Annotated in this window: 18 protein-coding genes and 2 riboswitches; of the genes, 14 read left to right on the forward strand and 4 right to left on the reverse strand. The window is 67.3% G+C overall.

Annotation, left to right across the window (positions count from 1 at the left end):
* Positions 1-230 precede the first annotated feature (230 nt).
* The 3 genes from FBY20_RS14965 (at position 231) to FBY20_RS14975 (ending at position 2,413) form a co-directional block, all read left to right on the forward strand.
* Complete coding sequence (locus FBY20_RS14965; RefSeq protein ID WP_142053123.1) at positions 231-758, forward strand: META domain-containing protein; 528 nt, start codon at positions 231-233, stop codon at positions 756-758.
* Positions 759-789: 31 nt separating this feature from the next.
* Entirely contained in the window at positions 790-1,587 is a 798-nt protein-coding gene (locus FBY20_RS14970) for an META and DUF4377 domain-containing protein (RefSeq protein WP_142053125.1), read from the forward strand.
* 88 nt (positions 1,588-1,675) lie between these two features.
* On the forward strand, positions 1,676-2,413 hold the full coding sequence (locus FBY20_RS14975; RefSeq protein ID WP_056325201.1) for a sulfurtransferase: 738 nt from the start codon (positions 1,676-1,678) through the stop codon (positions 2,411-2,413).
* Between the two features lie 65 nt (positions 2,414-2,478).
* Here FBY20_RS14975 and metG read toward each other — a convergent pair whose 3' ends face one another.
* Both metG and FBY20_RS14985 read right to left on the reverse strand, forming a co-directional pair.
* Positions 2,479-4,635, reverse strand: a complete 2,157-nt coding sequence (metG, locus tag FBY20_RS14980; protein WP_255452362.1) for a methionine--tRNA ligase — start codon at positions 4,633-4,635, stop codon at positions 2,479-2,481.
* A 132-nt stretch (positions 4,636-4,767) separates the two neighbouring features.
* A complete protein-coding gene (locus FBY20_RS14985) occupies positions 4,768-5,043 on the reverse strand; it encodes a hypothetical protein (protein ID WP_056325207.1) in 276 nt (91 codons plus the stop codon).
* Between the two features lie 101 nt (positions 5,044-5,144).
* Here FBY20_RS14985 and apbC point away from each other — a divergent pair, with 101 nt between their 5' ends.
* The 4 genes from apbC (at position 5,145) to dcd (ending at position 12,686) form a co-directional block, all read left to right on the forward strand.
* Positions 5,145-6,233, forward strand: a complete 1,089-nt coding sequence (gene apbC, locus FBY20_RS14990) for an iron-sulfur cluster carrier protein ApbC (protein ID WP_142053129.1) — start codon at positions 5,145-5,147, stop codon at positions 6,231-6,233.
* Between the two features lie 3 nt (positions 6,234-6,236).
* Positions 6,237-8,132, forward strand: coding sequence for an autotransporter assembly complex family protein (locus FBY20_RS14995; RefSeq protein ID WP_142053131.1), 1,896 nt, complete (start codon positions 6,237-6,239; stop codon positions 8,130-8,132).
* Complete coding sequence (locus FBY20_RS15000) at positions 8,129-12,013, forward strand: translocation/assembly module TamB domain-containing protein (protein ID WP_142053133.1); 3,885 nt, start codon at positions 8,129-8,131, stop codon at positions 12,011-12,013. Before FBY20_RS14995 ends, FBY20_RS15000 begins: the two co-directional genes overlap by 4 nt.
* Before the next feature lie 109 nt (positions 12,014-12,122).
* Positions 12,123-12,686: a dCTP deaminase gene (gene dcd, locus FBY20_RS15005; RefSeq protein ID WP_008166733.1), complete on the forward strand. Its 564-nt coding sequence runs from the start codon at positions 12,123-12,125 to the stop codon at positions 12,684-12,686.
* A 4-nt stretch (positions 12,687-12,690) separates the two neighbouring features.
* Here the strand turns inward: dcd and FBY20_RS15010 are convergent, their stop codons facing one another.
* Positions 12,691-13,554: a GNAT family N-acetyltransferase gene (locus FBY20_RS15010; protein WP_142053135.1), complete on the reverse strand. Its 864-nt coding sequence runs from the start codon at positions 13,552-13,554 to the stop codon at positions 12,691-12,693.
* 136 nt (positions 13,555-13,690) lie between these two features.
* Between FBY20_RS15010 and FBY20_RS15015 the strand changes: the two genes are divergently transcribed.
* On the forward strand, positions 13,691-14,932 hold the full coding sequence (locus FBY20_RS15015; protein WP_142053137.1) for a diguanylate cyclase: 1,242 nt from the start codon (positions 13,691-13,693) through the stop codon (positions 14,930-14,932).
* Between the two features lie 9 nt (positions 14,933-14,941).
* Here FBY20_RS15015 and FBY20_RS15020 read toward each other — a convergent pair whose 3' ends face one another.
* Complete coding sequence (locus tag FBY20_RS15020) at positions 14,942-15,460, reverse strand: GNAT family N-acetyltransferase (protein ID WP_142053139.1); 519 nt, start codon at positions 15,458-15,460, stop codon at positions 14,942-14,944.
* Positions 15,461-15,566: 106 nt separating this feature from the next.
* Between FBY20_RS15020 and FBY20_RS15025 the strand changes: the two genes are divergently transcribed.
* The 6 genes from FBY20_RS15025 (at position 15,567) to gcvT (ending at position 22,908) form a co-directional block, all read left to right on the forward strand.
* A complete protein-coding gene (locus FBY20_RS15025) occupies positions 15,567-16,019 on the forward strand; it encodes a hypothetical protein (protein ID WP_142053141.1) in 453 nt (150 codons plus the stop codon).
* 175 nt (positions 16,020-16,194) lie between these two features.
* Positions 16,195-18,456, forward strand: a complete 2,262-nt coding sequence (locus tag FBY20_RS15030; protein WP_056325225.1) for an arginine/lysine/ornithine decarboxylase — start codon at positions 16,195-16,197, stop codon at positions 18,454-18,456.
* A 23-nt stretch (positions 18,457-18,479) separates the two neighbouring features.
* Positions 18,480-19,682, forward strand: a complete 1,203-nt coding sequence (locus FBY20_RS15035; protein WP_142053142.1) for an NAD(P)/FAD-dependent oxidoreductase — start codon at positions 18,480-18,482, stop codon at positions 19,680-19,682.
* Positions 19,683-19,851: 169 nt separating this feature from the next.
* Positions 19,852-20,466, forward strand: coding sequence for a superoxide dismutase (locus FBY20_RS15040; RefSeq protein ID WP_142053145.1), 615 nt, complete (start codon positions 19,852-19,854; stop codon positions 20,464-20,466).
* 30 nt (positions 20,467-20,496) lie between these two features.
* Positions 20,497-21,390 (forward strand): ZIP family metal transporter, encoded by an 894-nt coding sequence (locus FBY20_RS15045; protein WP_142053147.1) that lies wholly within the window; start codon positions 20,497-20,499, stop codon positions 21,388-21,390.
* A gap of 65 nt (positions 21,391-21,455) precedes the next feature.
* Positions 21,456-21,557, forward strand: a riboswitch (glycine riboswitch).
* Positions 21,558-21,600: 43 nt separating this feature from the next.
* A riboswitch (glycine riboswitch) is annotated at positions 21,601-21,723 on the forward strand.
* Positions 21,724-21,807: 84 nt separating this feature from the next.
* Positions 21,808-22,908: a glycine cleavage system aminomethyltransferase GcvT gene (gene gcvT / locus FBY20_RS15050; RefSeq protein WP_142053149.1), complete on the forward strand. Its 1,101-nt coding sequence runs from the start codon at positions 21,808-21,810 to the stop codon at positions 22,906-22,908.
* Positions 22,909-22,944: the final 36 nt, after the last annotated feature.

Raw genomic sequence — 22,944 nt, forward strand, 5'->3', positions numbered from 1 at the left:
GCTCCTCTTTCCCTGTATTACTTTTTAGGCCGGAGTCATCAACTGTCATCGATTCTGCGCGTCGGCCTGACCCCCCGCCATGCGGCATTCGATGCAGAACCGGAGATCATCAGCGTTAGAACCTCCGGCTCAATCGTGCATCTTTTGGATACCGCTGTCGGACGGAGAAAATCGCGTCTCTGGGCGAGGCCGGTTACAGTACGACGGTACGAACCATTGGAGTCCCGTCCATGCCCACCCTCCTGTCCCCGCACGGCAGATTGCTCTGCCTCGCGCTGCTTACCGCGGCGTTGGCCGGTTGCGCCGGCACCGGCGGTGCGCGCCCTGAAGGCGCCGCAGCCGCCAGCGCCGCGACCAGCAAGGATTCGCTGGCGCAGACGAGTTGGGAACTGGTCCGTTGGGCGCAGCCCGGCGGCGCGCTGCGCGATATTCCGCACGGCGACAACGGCGAACCCATTCGCCTGACCTTTCTCGCGCAGGGCAAGCAATACCAGGTCAACGGATTCTCCGGCTGCAACCGTTACACCGGCACGTACAAGCTCGAGCGCAACAAGCTCGTCATCGACGCGCCTGCCTCCACGCGCATGGCGTGCGTGCCCGCCGAGCGCGCGAAGCTGGAAGCCGATTACCTGCGCGCGCTGCGTGCCATCGACACGTTCACGCTGGATAGCGGTGGCGCGCCGCGCCACCTGACATTCAATCTGCGTGGCGGCGACGTGCTGGAGTTCGAGCGCCGCCAGGATCCGCCGACACCCTGACCCGACGCCCAGGCGCGATTCGAGAACCTGCATGCGCAACCCAACTTTTCTGCGCCGCCTGGCGCCCGGCCTGCTGTGCGCGAGTCTCGTGGCGTGCTCGTCGCCGCCGATGCGCGCGGCCGATGGCCAGGATCCACGGTTCCAGCCGGCCTCGGCATCCGACGTTCTGGTGCAGACGAACTGGGAGCTGGCGCGCTGGACGCTGCCCGGGGGCGCGCTGCGCCCCGTGCCGCATCCTTCGGCATCGCAACGCCCCATCACGGCCGCGTTCATCCATGACCAGGGCTCGCCGCGCCTCATGGGTTTTGCCGGCTGCAATACCTACAACGCTCCCTACACCATTGCCAACGGACTGTTGATCGTGCGCGCCGATCCCGTATCCACCCGGATGGTCTGCGCCCCAAACGTCATGCAGATCGAGCACGCGTATCTGGCGGCGCTCACTCGCATCACCGCCACGTCGTTCGACAACACCAATAACCCGCAGCGCATGACGTGGAAGCTCAGCACCGGCGACACGCTGGATTTCGGACGGCGCGTGGATCCGGTCGCGGGTGGCCAGCTGGGCGCCGCCAAACTGGTCTATGTGAACGCCGAGCGCGTGCCTTGCCAGACCGGCGCTGGCCGCGCCCTGTGCTATCAGGTCCGCGACAGCGTATCGCAACCCTGGCAGGTCTGGCACGGCGAGATCACCGGTTTCAACTTCCAGCCCGGGGTGCGGTATCGCCTGCGGGTGGTGGAAATCGAGGATCCGAATCCGCCGATGGGGGCGTCCCCGCTGCGCTGGGTGCTGGACGCCGTCGTGGAGCAGCAGGTCGTCAGCCCTTGAGTGCTGCGGCCGGGGCAGCGGCCGGGAAGGCGTGCGCCGCCCAGCGATTACTATTACGGGCTTCATCGCCCATCTTCACTGCTTTGCCATGACTGCCGTCGTCAATATCGCCGCTTACAAATTCGTTTCGCTGGATAACCTGCCCGACCTTCGCGCACGCTTGCTCGCCGAGGCCGCCGCCGCCGGGCTCAAGGGAACGATCCTGCTGGCCGAGGAAGGCATCAACCTGTTCCTCGCGGGGGCGGCCAACGGCATCGACGCCTTTTTGCGGGGTCTGCGTGCCGATCCGCGCTTCGCGGACCTGGAGGTCAAGTTCAGCCACAGCACCGAAGTCCCGTTCCGCAAGCTGCTGGTCAAGATCAAGCGCGAGATCATCCGCATGAACCATCCCGCCATCCGTCCGGCGGCGGGCCGCGCGCCCGGTGTCGACGCCCACACGCTGGCGCGCTGGCTGGCGGCAGGCGTGGACGACGAGGGCCGTCCCGTGGTCATGCTGGACACGCGCAACGCCTTCGAGGTGGACGAGGGCACGTTCAAGAACGCCATCGACTGGCGCATCGACCGCTTCACGCAGTTTCCTGCGGCGGTGCAGGCGAACCGCGCCCAGCTCGAAGGCAAGACCGTCGTCAGTTTCTGCACGGGCGGCATCCGCTGCGAAAAGGCCGCCATCTTCATGAACGAGGCCGGCATCGAAAACGTCTATCAGCTCGACGGCGGCATTCTCAAGTATTTCGAGGAAACGGGCGGGCCCGGCTACGAAGGCAAGTGCTTCGTTTTCGACGAGCGCATCTCGCTGGATCCGGCGCTGGCGCCCAGCAACGCCTGATCCGATCCGGCGCTGCAACGAAAAAGAGCCCGCGTTTGCGGGCTCTTTGCATGGGGGGGCGCCGCTTAGCGCACGCGCATGCCGGGCTTGGCGCCGGGGAACGGTTCCAGCACGTAAATGCCGGCGTCCACGGCTTCATCCGCATGGCTGGCAGCCAGCACCATGCCTTCGGACACGCCGAACTTCATCTTGCGCGGGGCCAGGTTGGCGACCATGACGGTCAGCTTGCCAATCAGGTCTTCGGGCTTGTAGGCCGACTTGATGCCCGAGAACACGTTGCGGTGGCGGCCTTCGCCCACGTCCAGCGTCAGACGCAACAGCTTGGTCGAGCCTTCGACGTGTTCGCAATTGACGATCTGCGCGATGCGCAGGTCGACGCGCGCGAAGTCGTCGATGGAGATGGTCTCGGCCACCGGCGCGCCGCCGGGCACCACGACGGGCGCGGCGGGCGGCTCGAACAGGTCTTCCAGCATCTGCGGCTCGACACGCTGCATCAGATGCTTGAACGGCGCGACGCGCTGCGGCAGCACCGCGGCATCGGCCCACGTGAACGGCGCCTGCGCGCCAAACAATTCCAGGGCGACGCGTTCGGCGAGCTGGGGCAGCACGGGGGCCAGCATCACCGACAGGGCCTTGAAGCCGGCCAGCGAGCGCGAGCAGATGTCCTGCAGCGCGGCCTTCTGCGCGTCTTCGGCCGTGGCCAGACCCTTGGCCAGCACCCACGGCTGCGCCGTGTCGAACGCCTGGTTGATGCGGTCGGCGTAGGCCATGATTTCGCGGATGGCGCGGTTGTATTCGCGGGCCTCGAATGCGGCGCGGATCGACTCGGCCTGTTCGGCGTATTCGGCGGACAGCGCGGCCGTGTCGCCCGAATAACCCAGCACGCCGTCAAAGTGCTTGGTGATGAAGCTGGCGGCGCGGCTGGCGATGTTGACGTACTTGCCGACCAGGTCGCTGTTCACCCGCGCGATGAAGTCCTCGGGATTGAAGTCCACGTCTTCGACGCGCGCGTTCAGCTTGGCGGCGATGTAGTAACGCATCCATTCGGCATTCATGCCGAGTTCCAGGTAGCGCAGCGGCGAAATGCCGGTGCCGCGGCTCTTGGACATCTTTTCGCCGCTGACGGTGATGAAGCCGTGCACGTTGACGGCGTCCGGCGTCTTGCGGCCGGCGAACTTCAGCATGGCGGGCCAGAACAGCGCGTGGAAGTACACGATGTCCTTGCCGATGAAGTGAACCTGTTCGGTGTCGCCGTTGGGGTCGAGCAGGGCGTCGAAGTCCATGCCCTTGACCGCGCAATACGACTTGAGCGACGCCAGGTAGCCCACCGGCGCGTCCAGCCAGACGTAGAAATACTTGCCCGGCGCGTCGGGGATTTCGATGCCGAAGTAGGGCGCATCGCGGGAAATGTCCCAGTCGCCCAGCTTGGCCTCGCCGTCTTCGCCACCCAGCCACTCGCGCGTCTTCGCCAGCATTTCGGGCTGCAGATGCTTGCCGCCGTGCCGGTTCGCGCCCGTGGTCCACTGCTGCAGGAATTCAACGCAGCGCGGGTCGGACAGCTTGAAGAAGAAATGGTCGGACGACTTCAGGACGGGCGTGGCGCCCGTCAGCGCCGAGTACGGGTTGATCAGGTCGGTGGGCGCGTAAACCGCGCCGCAGACCTCGCAGGAGTCGCCGTACTGGTCTTTGGCGTGGCACTTGGGGCATTCGCCCTTGATGTAGCGGTCGGCCAGGAACATGCCCTTGACCGGATCGTAGAACTGCTCGATGGAGCGCGTTTCGATCAGGTCCTGGGCTTTCAGGGCGCGGTAGATGTCCTGCGACAGCGCAACGTTTTCCGCCGAGTCGGTCGAGTGCCAGTGGTCAAAGCGGATGTGAAAGCCGTTCAGATACTGGGGGCGCTCGGCCGCGTAGCGCGCAACCAGCGCCTGCGGCGTGATGCCTTCCTTTTCGGCCTTCAGCATGATCGGCGCGCCGTGCGCGTCGTCAGCGCCCACAAAGTGCACCGTGTGGCCCGCCATTCGCATCGAACGAACCCAGATATCGGCCTGGATGTACTCCATGATGTGGCCGATGTGGAAGGATCCGTTGGCGTAGGGCAGCGCAGTGGTGACAAAGAGGGTGCGAGACATGGTTGTCGACTGAGGTTGAGGGGAAAAGGGATTTGGCGGCCATTTTAGGGCAAGCGCGCAGGCCTGCCCGAAGCCGGCCCCGGAAAGCACACAACCCGCCCATCGCATCGATGCGAATCAGGCGGGTTGAGGGAAAAGTGGCCGTGGCGTCTGGTGCGACCTTGCGCAACACGAAACGGCCAGCTTGCGCGCAGTGACGCGCAAGCCAGTGGAAAACCGCCGTCAGCGGATTTCGCGGGCCTCGACGTCGATCACGTCGCCACGCGGTTGCGTGGCAAACGGAGCGGTGGCGGACTGGAAGGGTCCAGGGCGGGCGCCTTGGCGCTGGCTCCAATAGGCGCGAACGCCGAAGGGCTTGCCGCGCACCTTGGCGACCACATAAAGGATCGCCACGGCGAATGCCGTGGAAAGCATGAACACCAGCGCCATCGCCATGCCGATCAAGGCCAGGGCGGCGAATAGGACGGCACGAAAGAAGCGGATAAGTGTGTTGGTCATGAATGTCGGATGCAAAACGCAGCGAAAGGTTCCCGTGTATCCGCTATCCTTTAGGGGATGGCGGCCCGCAGACGCCGCGCTGCCTACGGAACCATAGTGACATGAGTATAACGATAGAAAACATCCGCGCCGCACTGCGCGCCGCGCAAGACCCGAATACCGGTTTGGATTTGGGCGTTTCTGTAAAAGATCGTGACATTCAATTGGCTGGCGGCCGTGTCGCGTTGACGCTCGAGCTGGGATATCCCGCCGACGCCGTCCGCGAACAGGTCCGCGACATCGCCGTGCGCGCGCTGGCGCAAGCCGGCGCGCCCGATGCGCAGGTCACCGTCACCTGGAAGGTTGCCGCCCATGCGGTGCAGAAGGGCCTGAAGCCGCTGCCCAACGTGCGCAACATTATTGCGGTCGCTTCCGGCAAGGGCGGCGTGGGCAAGAGCACCACCGCCGTCAACCTGGCCCTGGCCCTGGCGGCCGAGGGCGCAAAGGTCGGACTGTTGGACGCCGATATCTACGGCCCCAGCGTGCCGACGATGCTGGGCATCTCCGGGCGTCCCGAAAGCCTGGACAACAAGAGCATGGAGCCCCTGACCGGCCACGGCCTGCAGGCCAACTCCATCGGTTTCCTGATCGACGCCGATTCCCCCGCCATCTGGCGCGGTCCGATGGTCACGCAGGCGCTGGAGCAACTGCTGCGCCAGACTAACTGGCGCGATCTGGATTACCTGATCGTCGACATGCCGCCCGGCACGGGCGACGTGGCCCTGACGCTGGCGCAGAAGGTGCCGGTCGTGGGCGCGGTCATCGTCACCACGCCGCAGGACGTGGCGCTGCTGGACGCGCGCAAGGGCCTGAAGATGTTCCAGAAGGTCGAAGTGCCGATTCTGGGCGTGGTCGAGAACATGGCCATTCACATCTGCTCGCAGTGCGGCCACGCCGAGCACATCTTCGGTGAGGGCGGCGGCCAGCGCATGGCTGAGCAGTATCAGACGCCGTGGCTGGGCAGCCTGCCGCTGACGCTTGCGATTCGCGAGCAGACCGACGCCGGCACGCCGACGGTGGTGTCCGACGCCGGCAGCGAGGCCGCGTCGCTGTACCGCGCGATCGCTCGAAAGCTGGCCGCGGGCGTTGCGGCGCTTCCGCGCGACATGGCCGGAAAGTTTCCTTCCATCGTCGTCCAACAACCGACCTGAAGCATGCGGTGGGCTGCCCGCGCCTTTTTGGCAGGACTGTGCATGCTGGCGGGCGAGGCGTTGGCCAAGCGCCCCGAAGTCATTGTGGACCCGGGGGGCGTGCCCCCGGCCGCGCTACAGGCGATCACCCAGGCGGTCGATGCGATTGCGCGGCTGGCCGAAGACCAGGACGGCGGTGAAATCAACCGCCTGCGCCGGCGCGCGCGCGATGCGACGCTGGCGGCGCTGGCCACCCAGGGCTATTTTTCGCCCAAGGTCACGCTCGAGGCCGGCACCGATATCGGCGGCGAAACCTGGGACATCGCCATCGTGCCCGGCAAGCGCACGACCGTCGAATCCGTGAACCTGGCGTTCACGGGCCGCATCACGCGCCCCGAGTACGCGCAGCGCGTGCAGCGGCTGCGCGACGACTGGAGCTTGCGCAAAGGGCAGCCCTTCATCAATAGCGACTGGAACCGCGCCAAGGCCACGCTGCTGGACGAGATTTCCACGCGCGATTTCCTGCTGGCGCGCATGACGTCCTCGCGCGCCGACATCGACGCCGACAACGCGGTCGCGCATCTGCACGTCACCATCGACAGCGGCCCGCAGGTGCGCATGGGTGAACTCAACACGCAGGGCTTGAAGCGGGTGCCCGAGACGCTGATCGATCGCTACGTCCGCTACAACGTGGGGGCCGCGTTCGACCAGAACCGGCTCGATCAGTGGCAGCAGGACCTGCAATCGACCGCCTTCTTCCGCGGCGCGTTCGTTTCGCTGCAGGAGCCGCCCAGCCAGACCGATCAGCCCACGGACCCGGTTTCTGACCGCGCCCGCGGGCCGGGCGCCGAAGACGCCGCCGCGGCCGCGCCGGCGGGCGATCCCACGGTGTCGGGAGGCCTGCCCCCGCCGCCCGCGCAGTTCGATTCGGACGGCGAAATCACGCTGCCCGTGCAGGTGCGCGTGGTCGAGGCGCCGCCCAAGCGCTTTTCCGCGTCGATCGGCGTGGACGACGAGGCCGGCGTGCGGGTGGAGTCCCTGTATCGCCAAAACGTCGTATTCGGCCAGCCCGTTACGATGGAAACCGGTTTTGGCGTGGACCGGCTGCGCCAGCGCGCCTTCATGGATATCCTGCTGCCGCCGTCCGAGCGCGGCTACCGCGATTCCTTCGGGATCCTGGCGGACCGCTCCGACATCCAGGGGCTGGAGGTGACCCGCTACGCGCTGGGCGCCACGCGAACGCAGGAGCGCAAGGGCGCGGGCGACAGCCGGGTCGAATACGAAACGCGCTACGGCGTGCTGCTGGCGCAGGACCACGTCAAGATCGACGGCGGCGACAGCTACACGCTGCCCACCGTGACCACCACGGCCGAGTGGCTGCGGCGCGACGTGGACAACAAATACGATCCGCGCGAAGGCAACCTGATTGCCGTGGGCGGCGGCGTGGGTATTACGCTGGATACGGGCGAGCCCTACACACGCCTGCGGCTGCGCGGCCAGAAGTGGTGGCCGATCGGCAAGCTGGACGTGCTGACGATCCGCGGCGAAGTCGGCCGCGTGTGGTCCAACGGCGACGTGCAGGTCCCGGACGACTTTGGCTTTCGGACGGGTGGGGCGCGCACCATCCGCGGCTACCGTTACCAGAGCATTGGCGTGCACCGCGACAACGCCGTGGTCGGCGCGCCCACGCTGCTGGTGGGCAGCATTGAATACGACCACTATTTTGACGAGCGCTGGGGCATGGGCGTGTTCGTGGATGCGGGCGATGCCGCCGAATCGTTCGGCGACATGAAGATGTCCGTGGGCTACGGCGTCGGCGCGCGCGTGCGCACGCCGGCCGGCCCGTTGTTCCTGGACGTGGCCTACGGCCAGCGCGAACGCGACCTGCGCCTGCATTTCTCGTTGGGGATCGCGTTTTGAAGTTCGTGCGTAAATTCCTGCGCCATGTGCTGGTGTGGTGGCTGCCCGGGCTTGCCATGCTGGCCGCACTGGCGGCCGGATTCATCTTCTGGCTCGTGGCCTCGCAGAACGGCACGCGCCTCTTGCTGACGACGGCCGCGCAGCAGCTGGACGGCCAGGCGCTGGACGTGAATGGCTCGCTCCTGCGCGGGGTGACCGTGGGCCAGCTGACGCTGACGGCCGGCGGCACGCACATCGATATCCATGATCTGGACCTGGCCGTGCATTGGCGCGCCCTGGGCGACCGGCTGCTGCACGTGCGCAATCTGTCGGCCAGTTCGGTGCGCGTGGACATGGTGTCCTCGCCCGAGGCGCCGCCTGCCGAAGACGACGGCGAACCCTTCACCCTGCCCAAGCTGCCGGTGACCATCGCCGTGGACCGGCTGGCGTTGGGCGATTTCCAGTTCACCCAGGACGGCCAGCCGCTGCCCGTCACCCTGAACGACCTGAACGCCACGTTCGCCGCGGGCCAGCAGGGCGCGCAGTTGCGTATTGCCAGCTTGCGGGTCGGACACGACGTGGGCGAGGCCGATGTGACGGGCCAGGCGCAATTGCAGGACCTGGCCGACCCGTGGCCGTTCGCGGCGCGCCTGGACGTGACGGCGCGCGGCGCGGGCCCCGATTCCCCCTTGTGCCAGGCCGACCGGTTGAGCGGCGTGTTCGGGCCGGTGGCCGGGCAGGCGCAGCCCGGCGCCAAGGCCGGCGAACCGGTGAAAAAGGTGGAAGCGCCCAAAGCCCAGAACGGCGCGAAGCGCGCAGGCGCGCGTGCGGCGGATGCGGGGGGCAAGGGCGCGAAGGGCGCAACTGCCGTCAAGCCGGCAGCGGCGGCCAAGGCCCCTGCCGACGCCGCGGAAGGCGACAAGAGCAACAAGGACAAAACCGAGCCCGCGGCGCCGGCGATGGGCCCGCCCGCGCCCACGTGCCTTGTCGTGCTGCGCGCCGACGCCGCCGGATCGCTCGACGGCATTCAGGCGAAGGTGGACGGCACGGGTTCGAATTTGGTGCTGGATGTGGTGGCCGATCTGGCGCCGCGCACGGCGCTGGTGCTGCGCAGTGCCCGGGCGCGCGCGCAGCTGCCGGACAAGTCCACGCTGGCCGCGCAGTTTGACCTGCAGGCGGGTGATGCGCCCGGGCGCAACCGGATCGTCGGCTCGCTGGACGCGCAGCGGCTGGATCTTGCGCCGTGGACGGGCCCAGCCATTCCGCCGGCGCTGCTTACCGTACGCGCCGATGTACAGGCCGATATCGTAAACCTGAGCGAGCTGCGCCATGCGGCCGTCAGTCTGCGGTTTGAAGAAGGCAGCCGCTGGAACCGGCAAGCGCTGAGCGGGAATCTGAAGGCGCAGGTGGACGTCGCTGCGCCAGCCGGTGCTGCGCCAGCCGGTGCCGCGGCAGCCGACGCTGCGCAACCTGCTGCTGCGACCAATGCCGCTGCAACAGGCGCCCCGCCGGCGCCTGCCCGCAGCGCCGCGCCGGATCCGTCGGTAGACCCGCTGGCCGGCCTGCGGATCCACGACCTGGACGTGGATTTGCGGCTGGGCCGCAACCGCGTGCGCGCGACGGGCGAATTGGGCGCGGCAAACGGCGCGATCACGCTGGACGCCCAGGCCCCGCAGCTAGACGCCTTCTGGCCGGATGTGCCGGGCGGCGCGGAGGTGCGCGCCCGCATCGACGGCACGGTGGCCGCGCACCGCGGCGAGATCACCGCCAGCTACACGCCGCCCCGGCCCCGGCCGGGCATCATCGGGCAATCGCGCGCGCAGGCCAACCTGACCTTCAACGGCGGCTGGGGCAGGGGACCTGCCGGCCAGCCGGATGCGGCGCTGGTGGGCTGGCGCGGCACGTTCTCGCGGCTGGGCGCGGATACCGCCGGGTTCGCCGTCTCCGTGGACCGGCCGGTCACGTTGTCCTTCCTGCCTGCGGCGGTGGCGCCGCAGTGGCAATGGCAGGTGGGCCAGACCGCGCTGAGCCTCGTCCTGCCGGGCAAGGAGCGCCTCACCGTGGCGCACCAGGGTTCGCGCGGCGGCGGCAAGCGCTGGGAAACCGCCGGGCAGTCCGACAATCTGGTCATCACCGCGACCGTGGCGCGCCAGGTGATCGGCGCGTTCGACCCGGAAGCCGCGGCCAAGCTGGGCCGCAATGCCGGCCGCGTGAACGCGGTGGTGCCCGACGGCCAGCGCCGCATTGCGCTCGACCTGCTGTGGGATCTGAAATTCGACGGGCGCCTGGCGGGCCGCGCCCGGATCGCGCGCCGTACGGGCGATCTGCTGATTCCGGGCGACCCGCCCATCCCCTTGGGAGTGAAGACGCTGGTCGTCGACGTGACGGCCACACCCACGTCGGCCAACGCCAGCCGGCTGGATGCCCGCCTGGATCTGTCGACGGACAAGATGGGCTCGATCAACGGCACCGGCACGGCGGTATTGCTGGTGGACGCCCAAGGCGGCATGGCGCTCGATACGCGCCAGCCGCTGCGGGCGCGGCTGAACGCGGATATCGCTGACCTCGCCTGGGTGGGCCTCTTCGTGGGCGACGCCATGGAGGTCGGCGGCACGCTCAAGGCCAACATCGACGTGCAGGGCACGCTGGCGGGCCAATGGGGCGCGACGGGCACCATCCGGGGCGACAAGCTGCGGCTGGTCCGCATCGACGACGGCGTGCGGCTGATCGACGGCACGCTGTCCGCGCGTCTGGACGGCCAGCGGCTGATCCTGGACAGCCTGCGCTTTCCGGCGTCGCTGCGCGTCATGCCGGCCGAATGGCGCACCAAGGAATGGATCACCACGAACCCGGGCGCGAAGGGCGGTTACGCGGAAGCCAAGGGCGACTGGAGCATCATGGACGGCGGCGGCGCAATCCGGCTGACGCTGTTCCGCTTCCCGGCATTGCAGCGCTCGGACCGCTACGCCATGGTGTCCGGCACGGTCGACGTCCGGGCGGCCATGCCGCGCCTGGAAATCGTGGGCGACCTGAGCGCAGACGCCGGCTGGTTCAGCCTGGAAATCCTGCAGGGCGTGCCAACGCTGGACGACGACGTGCGCGTGATCCGCGCGGGCGACGAACCCGGCAAGGTGTCCACGCCCCTGCAGACCAGCATGGACCTGAAGTTCGACATGGGGCCGCGCTTCTACATCACCGGCATGGGGCTGGACGCCGGTCTGCTCGGCTCCATCCAGATCCGCCTGAATGAGGGCCGGCTGACGGGCTGGGGCCAGTTGCGCACGCGCGGCGGCGGCATCGAGGCCTATGGCCAGCGGCTGCGCCTGAGCCGCGGCACGCTGACCTTCCAGGGCCGGCTGGACAATCCCATCCTGGACATCGAGGCCCTGCGCACGGGCGAACTGGTCGAGGCCGGCGTGCGGGTGGTGGGCACGGCCCAGCGGCCGCGCATCGACCTGGTGTCCTATCCCGAAGTCAGCGACGTCGAAAAGCTGTCGTGGCTGCTGCTGGGCCGGGGGCCGGACGAAAGCGGCGGCGACGCGGCCCTGCTCGTGTCGATCGGCACGGCGCTCCTGGGCGGCGGGCAGCCGTTCTACAAGCAGTTCGGCCTGGACGACGTGGCCGTGCGCACCGGCAACATGGGCAGCTCGGGCAGCATCCTGCCCGACCGCACGGTGGCCGGCAACGTGAACCGCGATATCGGCAGCGACCTGTCCACGCAATTCCTGGTGGCCAGCAAGAACTTCGCCAATGGCATCACGCTGAGCGTCGAGCAGGCGCTCTCGGGCAGCGACACCGTGGGCCGGGCAAGTTACCGGCTGGCGCGTGGTCTGTCCCTGGATTTGAAGGGCGGCTCGGTCAACGGGATTTCGCTGGTCTATCGCACGCTGTTCGGCAATTGAGCAGACGCCCAAGCTTGAGGCGGGACAAGCCTGTCCCGCCTCAAATCAAGGCGGCCGGCGCGGTCGGGATAAAATGACGCCCATTCAAATCCCTAGCACCACACCCACCATGAGCATCAAGAGCGACCGCTGGATCCGCCGCCAGGCCGAAGCCGGCATGATCGAACCCTTCGAACCGGGTCAGGTCCGTACGGCCAATGGCGGGCGCATCGTCAGCTACGGCACCAGCAGCTACGGCTACGACGTGCGCTGCGCCGACGAATTCAAGATCTTCACCAACATCAATTCCACGATCGTCGATCCCAAGAATTTCGACGAAGGCTCGTTTGTGGATTTCAAGGGCGACGTCTGCATCATTCCGCCCAACTCGTTCGCGCTGGCGCGCACGGTGGAATACTTCCGCATTCCGCGCAGCGTCCTGACGGTCTGCCTGGGCAAGAGCACCTACGCGCGCTGCGGCATCATCGTCAACGTGACGCCGCTGGAACCCGAATGGGAAGGCCACGTCACGCTCGAGTTCTCCAACACCACGCCGCTGCCTGCCAAGATCTACGCCGGCGAAGGCTGCGCGCAGATGCTGTTCCTGGAAAGCGACGAGGTCTGCGAGACCTCGTACCGCGATCGTGGCGGCAAGTACCAGGGCCAGCGCGGCGTCACGCTGCCGCGCACCTGATCCCTCAGCCTGCGGCCGGCGGCCGCAGGTATTCGATGTCCCATTCCCCTTCGCCGGTCTGCACGAAGCCGTGCCGGCGATAGAAGCGGTTTGAATCGCTGCCCCGCAACGCGCTCAGGGTCACTGCCTGGCGGTCGCGGTCGGCGTCCCGCAAGATCCGGCGCAGCACCTGGCCGCCCACGCCTCGTCCTTGCGCACAGGGATGCACGTACAGATGATCCAGCCGCAACCCTTCGCCGTCCGGGCGCAGGCAATAAAACCCGATGCGATCGCCGTCAGCCTCGATGTGCCAGGTGCACTCGGGGCGGAAGGTGCCGCGCAGCCGCTCACGGGCCCGGTCCGGATCGAAGCGGCCCAGCCGCTCCAGGCTGTCGCGCATGGCGTCGATCCGCAAGGCCAGCAGCGCCTCGAAATCCGCCTGCGTTGCGGGCGTAAAGCGCAGCGGCGCGGCGCCGGCCTGCGCGTCGCTGGCCAGTTCGTCGTAGCCGCGCCCCAGGAATTGCAGGATGCAGATGCCGTGGCCGTAAGGGTCCGCCAGATGCGCGATGCGGCCCCAGGCGTGCGTGGCGGGCGGATCCTCCAGGCGCGCGCCGGCGGTCACCGCGCGGGCGACCGCGCTGTCCACGTCGTCCACCACCACGTCCAGATGCACGGGCGTCCAGTGCCGCGCGTAGTCGCGCGGCTGGCGCACTGCGCCGGCCGCCGGCGTGCCCGCGGCTTTCTCGAGCAGGTAGATGGGGGCGTCGGCGCCCAGCAGTTCGGCGCCCGTCGCGCCCAGCCGGCGGTTCAGCGTCAAACCGAAGGCGGCCTGATAAAAGCCGATGGCGTGTTCGAGATCAGGAACATCGATATTGACCAGGATTCTCATGGAGGCCTTGTGATGGTGGAGCGCCGCGTCGTTACGCGGCCTGCGCTAAAGAACCTCCTGCCGCGTCCGTAAAAAGATTACATGTGTTTGCCGATTTGGCGACGTCATTTCTGCAAGCGTTAGCAAGGCCCAATCCGTGCGTTACCCCCACATCCCCTGGTTGCCCCTGTTGTTCTATCCCGCGTTGCCGGTGGCCGCCGCGATCGGACTGCTGTTCTGGCGGGAATGGCCGCCGGCGTTGAGCCTGATCGTGCCGTTCGTGCCGTGGGTGATGGCGCTGATCGGCTCGGCAATCTGCCTGATGTATCAGCGCTCTCAAACGATGGCGCTGATGCTGTGCGTGCTGGCCGTCACGGCGGCATGGCCCACGCTGGTTCGGGACGCGCCGTGGGCGATGGGGCCTGTGCTGGCCTGGTGGTCGCTCGTCTACACCATCAACGCCATGTGGTCCGAACGGTCCAGCATGCTGATCGACGTGGCGCTGCGCGTCGGCCTGATGGCCGCGGGCGCGGCGATCATCGCGCTGGCCGGCAAGGACGGCGTGGACGAGCTGTTCAGCACCATTGCGCTGCAGGGCACGCTGGCGCGCATGGGCGTGCCGGCCGAGGCGCTGATTGCGCTGCTGGCCACCGGCCTGACATTGACGCTGTTGCTGTTGCGCTATGGACGTCCGCAGCAGGCGGGGCAGTGGCTGGGCTTTGTCTGCATGGCGTGGGCGCTGCCCCGCGGGGCGGCCCAGCCGCTCGAACTGGCCCTCATGTCCGCCGCGGCGCTGACGTCCCTGTGCATCTCGCTGGCGCATGAAGGCTTTCACATGGCGTTTCGCGACGAGCTCACCGGTCTGCCGGGCCGCCGCGCGCTGAACGAACGGCTGCAACGCATGGGCCGCGTCTACACGCTGGCGATGGCCGACGTCGACCATTTCAAGGCGTTCAACGACACGCACGGCCACGACGTGGGCGACCAGGTGCTGCGCATGGTGGCCTCGCAGCTGCGGCGCGTGCCGGGCGGCGGCCAAGCCTATCGTTACGGCGGCGAGGAATTCACGCTGGTGTTTCCCGGCAAGACCGCGGCCGAAGCCATGCCGCATCTGGAAACGGTCCGGCGCGCCATCGAGGCCTACCAGATGCGCCTGCGCGACAAGCCGGCCCGTCCCAAGGCGGACCAGATCGGCCAGCGCCGGCGTGGCGGCCGGGGAGGGCGTGGCGCCCGGCCATTGCGCGTCACGGTCAGCATCGGCGTGGCCGAGCGCAGCGATGCCCTGCGCGCGCCCGACGCCGTCATCAAGGCGGCCGACCAGGCGCTTTATAAGGCCAAGGACGGCGGGCGCAATCAGGTATGCGCGTTCGGCGCGCGGCGCCGGGCTGGCGCGGGCTGACCCGCCGGGTCATCCGTCCGACAACGGCATCGCCATCAGCGTTTCATCGTAGAGCTGTCCGTTCACGCAAAGCGCTTCGGGTTCGTGGCCGTACACCGTGAACCCCAGGTTGGCGTACAGCGCGGACGCCGCGGTGTTGTTGGCGGTCACGCTCAGTTGCACCTGCCGGATGCCGCGCATGGTTGCCGCGTGGTCGATCGCCGCGCGCATGAGCAGCCGGCCCAGCCCCTGTCCGCGATGAGCGGGCGCCACATACATGCTCCAGATATGCGCCTTGTGGCGCAGCTTCAGCTTGCGCTGGCGGCTGACGCCCACGATGCCGGCCAGCGTGCCGCCCAGGAACACGCCATACATGGCGCCGTCGTCGGCCGGCGAGATCCACGCGCGGATGTCCGCCAATGTCAGCGTGTGTTCCTCTTCGTAACTCGATCCGAAGGACTCGGGCGTTTCGACCAACGCGTTCAGACGCAATTGCCGCAGGGCGGCGGCATCGGGGGCGGTCAGGCGGCGGACGGCAGGGGCGTTCATGGCGGAATCAAAGTGTTGGGAATAGGGAACGTTTGGGCAGTATAGGAGGACGGGCTTGCCTATAATGGCCCCATCGCCGCTTGCGGTTTTGAACAAGGAGCCACTGATGTTCGGTTTCCTCAAGACAAACCAGGATGCGACGCGCCATGAGGTGCAGGAAGAGTTCGTGGCACGTGTCGCGGGTGCCGCGCAGGACTTTGTAGAGGCAGCCGGTTCCACCGGCGCCGTGCTGGACTACTCCCCGTCCAGCGTCCATGCGCTGGACGACGCGCTGGAGGCCGCCCATCTGGGCACGCTGCCTCTGACCCCCATGCAGACGGTCGGCGCCGCCGCCTATCTCTACGAAGTCGGCCGCCGTGCGCACGGTGGACTGTACGAGGTCTGCGACGACGAAGATCCGGTGGTTCTCGTCTGCGGAGAACCGGGCTCGGAAGTCTGCTTTGGCGCCATTGCCAAGGTCGAACGGCGCATCCGCTATGGGGCCGCCGAGGCCATCCCCGCCTACTTTGAAATGTTCATGACAGCCCTGCAAACGGGCGAAGCCCGGACCATCAGATAGGCCGATCCGGCGCTTCTGGGGATTTCCCTTAGGGCTGTAAGAAAAACAGCCCTACAATTCCGCAATTCCCGCCGCCGGCGGGTGCTCGCGCCGTCTGACTTCGGACGGTTTTTTACTCGCAGTACATTCGCGCCGCGATACGCGTCCGATTCGCCATGCCCCCAGGAGCGCCTGCATGAAATTCCGCTTCCCCATTTTCATCATCGACGAGGACTACCGTTCCGAGAACGCGTCCGGTTTGGGTATCCGTGCCTTGTCCGCAGCAATCGAGGCCGAGGGCGTCGAGGTGATCGGGGTGACCAGTTACGGCGACCTGAGCTCGTTCGCGCAGCAGCAAAGCCGCGCCAGCGCCTTCATCCTGTCGATCGACGATGAAGAGTTCGACGTGGACTCGCCCGAGGACGTGGCCAGCGCGATCAAGAACCTGCGCGCCTTCATCGGCGAACTGCGCTTTCGCAACGCGGACATTCCCATCTACCTGTACGGCGAAACCCGCACGTCGGAACACATTCCGAACGACATCCTGCGCGAGCTGCACGGCTTCATCCACATGTTCGAGGACACGCCCGAGTTCGTGGCGCGCCACATCATCCGCGAGGCCCGCAGCTACGTCGACAGCCTGCCGCCGCCGTTCTTCCGCGAGCTGGTGAAGTACGCGCAGGACGGTTCGTATTCGTGGCACTGCCCGGGTCACTCGGGCGGGGTGGCGTTCCTGAAGAGCCCGGTGGGCCAGATGTTCCACCAGTTCTTTGGCGAGAACATGCTGCGCGCCGACGTCTGCAACGCCGTGGACGAACTGGGCCAGCTGCTGGACCACACCGGCCCGGTGGCCGAGTCCGAGCTGAACGCCGCGCGCATCTTCCACGCGGACCACTGTTTCTTCGTGACCAACGGCACGTCGACCTCGAACAAGGTCGTGTGGCACGCCAACGTTGCGGCCGGCGACGTGGTGGTGGTGGACCGCAACTGCCACAAGTCGATCCTGCACGCCATCACGATGACGGGCGCGATCCCCGTGTTCCTGCGCCCCACGCGCAACCACCTGGGCATCATCGGGCCGATCCCGCTGGAAGAGTTCCACCCGGACAACATCCGCAAGAAGATCGAAGCCAACCCCTTCGCGCGCGAAGCGGTCAACAAGAATCCGCGCATCCTGACGCTGACGCAAAGCACGTACGACGGCGTCATCTACAACGTCGAAATGATCAAGCAGCAGCTCGGCAGCTACGTCGACACGCTGCACTTTGACGAAGCCTGGCTGCCGCACGCGTCGTTCCACGAGTTCTACCAGGACATGCACGCCATCGGCCAGGATCGCCCGCGCAGCCAGGACGCCATGGTGTTTGCCACGCACTCCACGCACAAGCTGCTGGCCGGCATTTCGCAGGCCTCGCAGATCATCGTGCAGGAGTCCGAGACCCGCAAGCTGGACCGCAACGTCTTCAACGAGGCGTACCTGATGCACACGTCCACCTCGCCCCAGTACGCGATCATCGCGTCCTGCGACGTGGCGGCCGCCATGATGGAGCCGCCGGGCGGCACCGCGCTGGTCGAGGAAAGCATCCGCGAAGCCCTGGACTTCCGCCGCGCCATGCGCAAGGTGGAATCCGAGTTCGGCAAGAACGACTGGTGGTTCAAGGTCTGGGGCCCGAACCGCCTGGTGTCCGAAGGCATCGGCAACCGCGACGAATGGATCCTGGAAGCCAACGACCACTGGCACGGCTTCGGCGAAATGGCCGAAGGCTTCAACATGCTCGACCCGATCAAGGCCACGGTCATCACGCCGGGGCTGGACATGTCGGGCAGCTTCGGCGAAACCGGCATTCCTGCCGCGCTGGTCTCCAAGTACCTGACCGAGCACGGTGTGGTGGTTGAAAAGACCGGCCTGTATTCGTTCTTCATCCTGTTCACCATCGGCATCACCAAGGGCCGCTGGAACACGCTGTTGACCGCCTTGCAGCAGTTCAAGGACGACTACGACCGCAACCAGCCGCTGTGGCGCATCCTGCCGGAGTTCTGCCGCGACCATCGCCGCTACGAGCGCATGGGCCTGCGTGACCTCTGCCAGCAGATCCACGAAGCCTACCGCGAGCGCGACGTCGCCCGCCTGACGACCGAGATGTACCTGAGCGACATGGTGCCCGCGCTCAAGCCGTCGGACGCGTTTGCCCGCATGGCGCACCGCGAGGTCGAGCGCGTCGACATCGACAAGCTGGAAGGCCGCGTGACGGGCGTGCTGCTGACGCCGTATCCCCCGGGCATTCCGCTGCTGATCCCGGGCGAACGCTTTAACCGCACCATCGTGCAATACCTGCAGTTCGCGCGCGAGTTCAACGAACGCTTCCCCGGTTTCGAAACCTACATCCACGGCCTGGCCGACGAAGTGGGTCCGGACGGCGAAAAGCGTTACTACGTTGACTGCCTGATCGAAGAGTAAGCACGGGCGGGCCGGAAATCTTGATGTTCGATGTTGCAGTGCTTGGCGCGGGCGCCGCGGGCATGATGTGCGCGGCGGTCGCTGGTCAACGCGGCCTGCGCGTGGTGCTGGTCGACCACGCGCAGCGCCTGGCCGAGAAGATCCGCATCTCCGGCGGCGGGCGCTGCAACTTCACGAACATCGGCGCCGGCCCCGCCAATTTCCTGTCGGAAAACCCGCATTTCTGCCGTTCGGCGCTGTCGGCCTACACGCCGCAGGACTTCCTGGCGCTCATCAAGCGCCACCGCATCGCCTGGCACGAAAAACATCGCGGCCAGTTGTTCTGCGACGACTCAAGCGAAAACATCATCGACATGCTGCGCGCCGAGTGCGGCGCGGGCAATGTGCAGTGGCGCATGGGCTGTTCGGTGGCCGAGATCGCGCAGGGCGAGGCCGGCTTCGAACTGCGCACCAGCCAGGGTGTCATCCGGGCCGCCAAGCTGGTCGTCGCGACGGGCGGCATGGCGATTCCCCAGTTGGGCGCAACGGACTTCGGGCTGAAGATCGCCCGCCAGTTCGGCCTGAAGGTCGTTGAGCCGCGCCCGGCGCTCGTCCCGCTGACCTTCGACCCCGTGCAATGGCAGCCGCTGTCGGAACTGTCCGGCGTCGCGCTGGAAGTGAACCTGCAAACCGGGCAGGGCAAGGCGCGGGGCGAGTTCCTGGAAGACCTGTTGTTCACGCACCGGGGGCTGTCCGGTCCGGCGATCCTGCAAATCTCCAGCTACTGGAAGCCGGGCGAACCCATCGTGATCGACCTGGCGCCGGGGCGTGACCTGGCGCAGGAACTGCTGGCCTCCAAGTCCGGCAACCGCCAGCAGTTGCACACGGTGCTGGGGGGATTGTGGCCCAAGCGGCTGGCCGACCGCTGGCTGCACCTGGCCGAGCAGGGCGGCAAGCCCGGCCTGGCGGCCCTGCGCCTGGCCGACGCGCCCGACAAGACGCTGCGCGCACTGGCGCAGGATATTCATCAGTGGACGCTCGTGCCCAGCGGCACGGCGGGCTACAAGAAGGCCGAAGTCATGCGCGGCGGCGTGGACACGCGCGGCCTCGATCAGAAATCGATGCAGGCCAAGTCGGTTCCCGGTCTGTACTTCATCGGCGAAGCCGTGGACGTCACCGGCTGGCTGGGCGGCTACAACTTCCAATGGGCGTGGGCGTCGGGCGTCGCCTGCGGGCAGGCGCTTTGATTTCTCGGCGCGGTTAGCGTCAATCTGCAACGCGCATTCCGCTGCGGTGGACACCGCTGCGGCACGCATCGCCAATCCGGCATTGTGATATCAAATAGAAATACATATCATTTATGTTTTGATCTTTATCAAGCTCGTCCCGCCCGGGACGGATCAGCCGGAGACTCGCATGGCCTACACCCTTCCTCCCTTGCCGTACGCCTATGACGCGCTGGAACCCCATATCGACGCGATGACGATGGAGATCCACTACACCAAGCATCACCAGACCTACGTCAACGGCCTGAATGCCGCGCTGGAAGGCGCCGGCATCGACACGGACGAGCCGGTCGAGGCGCTGGTCGCCCGCATCAAGGAATTGCCCGACGCCGTGCGCGGCGCGGTGCGCAACCACGGCGGCGGCCACGCCAACCACAGCCTCTTCTGGTCCGTCATGTCGCCGCAGGGTGGCGGCGAGCCGAACGGCGCGCTGGCCGCGGCCATCGACGCCGACCTGGGCGGACTGCCCGCCTTCAAGGAAGCCTTCACCAAGGCGGCCCTGACGCGCTTTGGCAGCGGTTGGGCCTGGCTGAGCGTGACGCCCGCCGGCAAGCTGGTGGTCGAAAGCAGCGCCAACCAGGACAGCCCGCTGATGGACGACAACACGCCCATTCTGGGGCTGGATGTCTGGGAACACGCTTATTATCTGAAGTACCAGAACCGCCGGCCGGAATACATCGGCGCTTTCTACAACGTGGTGAACTGGCCCGAGGTCTCGCGCCGCTACGCCGCAGCACGGGGCTGAGCGCATCTTCACGAAGGAGCGCAGCCGCCTATGAATACCTTCAGCCGTCATCGCGTACGGCCGGCAGCCACCAGCATCAGCGTCTGGACGCTGGCTGTGATGGTGTCCTGCCTGGCCCTATACCAACTCTGGGTTTACCTGGACGTGCGGGCGCCGCACGTGGCGGACGCGCTGCTTGGCGGGCTTGTCGCGGCCGGCGCCACCGCGCTCGGCACGTTGCCCATTCTCTTTGCCCGCACCATTCCGCAAAAGGCGCAGGACAGCATGTTCGGCTTTGGCGCCGGCGTCATGCTGGCCGCCAGCGCGTTTTCGCTGGTGGTGCCGGGCATCGCCGCGGGCGAGGACCTGGGTTACGGCCCGTGGGGCGCGGGCCTGACCGTGGGCGCCGCGATCCTGCTGGGCGCAGGCGTGCTGCTGCTCATGGACCGGACGCTGCCGCACGAGCATTTCATCAAGGGCAGGGAAGGGATGGAGGCGCACCGTCTGCGCCGCACCTGGCTGTTCGTCTTCGCGATCATGCTGCACAACCTGCCCGAGGGGCTGGCGATCGGCGTGGGCTATGCCGCGGGCGACCCGGTGCGCGGCACGGCGCTGGCCACCGGCATCGCCATCCAGGACATCCCCGAAGGACTGGTGGTGGCGGTCGCCTTGCTGGCCGCCGGCTACAAACGGACCTTCGCGGTGGCGCTGGGCATGCTGTCCGGGCTGATCGAGCCCGTGGGCGCGGTGCTGGGCGCCGCGGTCGTCGGGTGGTCCGCGCCGCTGCTGCCGTGGGGGTTGGGCTTTGCCGCGGGCGCCATGCTGTTCGTCATCAGCCACGAGATCATCCCGGAATCGCACCGCAAGGGGCACGAGGTCTACGCCACCTGCGGGTTGATGCTGGGTTTCGTCCTGATGATGTTGCTGGACACGGCGCTGGGCTAGCGCCGCCCCGCGCGCGACAGGCCTAGGCTTACCCCAGGCTTTCGTTGTATGCTTTCGGCGCTGTCACGCATGCTGCGGGAGAGAGTGGCCGAAGGCATCAAGCCCGGCCGCCGCCGAAGGCGCAATTCGCCCAGAATCGCTCAGGTAACCGATACCGCGCAGGCTTGCCCCGTCCCGCATTTGTTGCCTCATGGCCATGCGGATGCGGCAAAACAGTACTCTGGAGAGACCTGGCGCCGCCCCTGAAACAGGGACATGGCGAGCAGCCCAGGCGCCGAAGGTGCAAACCCGCCACGCGGGGCAACTCTCAGGCAAAAGGACAGAGGGGCGGAAGATTCAGCCGTTGCGCGGGCTCCATCCACCCGCAATCAGCGGCATTCCGTAACCCTGGCATCACGCCGTCCCGGAGTTCCCCGCATGTCCGCACCCCTCAAACGCACCCCGCTGGCCGAAGAACACATCGCCGCCGGCGCCCGCATGGTCGATTTCGGCGGCTGGGACATGCCGCTTGCCTACGGCTCGCAGCTTGAAGAGCATCACGCGGTGCGCCAGGACGCCGGCATGTTCGACGTCTCGCACATGCTCAACGTCGACGTGAAGGGTCCCGACGCGTTCGCCTTCCTGCAGCGCCTGGTCGCCAACGACGTGTCCAAGCTGACGGTGCCGGGCAAGGCGCTCTACAGCTGCATGCTGAACCCGCAGGGCGGCGTCATCGACGACCTCATCATCTATTTCTTCGCCGCCGACGAATGGCGCGTGGTGGTCAACGCCGGCACGGCCGACAAGGACGTGGCCTGGATGCAGCGCGTCAAGCAGGCCGGCGCGTTCGACGTCGCCATCACGCCGCGCCGCGATCTGGCCATGGTGGCCGTGCAAGGCCCCAACGCCCGCGCCAAAGTCTGGGCGGCCCGCCCGGCCTGGCAAGCCGCCACCGAACCGCTGACGCCCTTCGTCGCCGCCCGCCTGGGCGACGACACGCTGGTCGCCCGCACGGGCTATACCGGCGAGGACGGCTTTGAAATCGTCCTGCCCGCCGCCGACGTGGTCCAGCTCTGGCGCGACCTGACCGCCCAGGGCGTGCGTCCGGCAGGCCTGGGCGCGCGCGACACGCTGCGCCTGGAAGCCGGCATGAACCTGTACGGCCAGGACATGGACGAACTGACCCAGCCCGGCCAGGCCGGCCTGACCTGGACCGTGTCCCTCAAGAACGCCGAGCGCAGCTTCATCGGCCGCGATGCGCTCGAGCAATTCGCCACGCCCGCCACGTTCATGGGCTTAAAGCTCAAGGACCGCGGCGTCATGCGCGCGCACATGGCCGTGCGCACCCCGCAAGGCATGGGCGAACTCACCAGCGGCACCATGTCGCCCACGCTGGGCGTGTCGATCGGCTTTGCCCGCCTGCCGCAAGGCGTGGCCCCGGGCGATACGGTCGAGGTCGATATCCGCGGCAAGTGGGTGCCCGCCGTGGCGTGCAAGCTGCCCTTCGTGCGTAACGGCAAAGCCGTCGAACACTCGTAAACTCGAAGCTTCGCGCGTGCGCCGCCCCTGTCTGGG

This window comes from Achromobacter sp. SLBN-14 (assembly GCF_006715415.1).
Lineage (GTDB): Bacteria > Pseudomonadota > Gammaproteobacteria > Burkholderiales > Burkholderiaceae_B > Achromobacter > Achromobacter mucicolens.

Coding starts and splice junctions, on each gene's coding strand:
- FBY20_RS14965 (WP_142053123.1), top strand. CDS start 231: ATGCCCACCCTCCTGTCCCCGCACGGCAGATTGCTCTGCCTCGCGCTG.
- FBY20_RS14970 (WP_142053125.1), top strand. CDS start 790: ATGCGCAACCCAACTTTTCTGCGCCGCCTGGCGCCCGGCCTGCTGTGC.
- FBY20_RS14975 (WP_056325201.1), top strand. CDS start 1,676: ATGACTGCCGTCGTCAATATCGCCGCTTACAAATTCGTTTCGCTGGAT.
- FBY20_RS14985 (WP_056325207.1), bottom strand. CDS start 5,043: ATGACCAACACACTTATCCGCTTCTTTCGTGCCGTCCTATTCGCCGCC.
- apbC (WP_142053129.1), top strand. CDS start 5,145: ATGAGTATAACGATAGAAAACATCCGCGCCGCACTGCGCGCCGCGCAA.
- FBY20_RS14995 (WP_142053131.1), top strand. CDS start 6,237: ATGCGGTGGGCTGCCCGCGCCTTTTTGGCAGGACTGTGCATGCTGGCG.
- dcd (WP_008166733.1), top strand. CDS start 12,123: ATGAGCATCAAGAGCGACCGCTGGATCCGCCGCCAGGCCGAAGCCGGC.
- FBY20_RS15010 (WP_142053135.1), bottom strand. CDS start 13,554: ATGAGAATCCTGGTCAATATCGATGTTCCTGATCTCGAACACGCCATC.
- FBY20_RS15020 (WP_142053139.1), bottom strand. CDS start 15,460: ATGAACGCCCCTGCCGTCCGCCGCCTGACCGCCCCCGATGCCGCCGCC.
- FBY20_RS15025 (WP_142053141.1), top strand. CDS start 15,567: ATGTTCGGTTTCCTCAAGACAAACCAGGATGCGACGCGCCATGAGGTG.
- FBY20_RS15030 (WP_056325225.1), top strand. CDS start 16,195: ATGAAATTCCGCTTCCCCATTTTCATCATCGACGAGGACTACCGTTCC.
- FBY20_RS15035 (WP_142053142.1), top strand. CDS start 18,480: ATGTTCGATGTTGCAGTGCTTGGCGCGGGCGCCGCGGGCATGATGTGC.
- FBY20_RS15040 (WP_142053145.1), top strand. CDS start 19,852: ATGGCCTACACCCTTCCTCCCTTGCCGTACGCCTATGACGCGCTGGAA.
- FBY20_RS15045 (WP_142053147.1), top strand. CDS start 20,497: ATGAATACCTTCAGCCGTCATCGCGTACGGCCGGCAGCCACCAGCATC.
- gcvT (WP_142053149.1), top strand. CDS start 21,808: ATGTCCGCACCCCTCAAACGCACCCCGCTGGCCGAAGAACACATCGCC.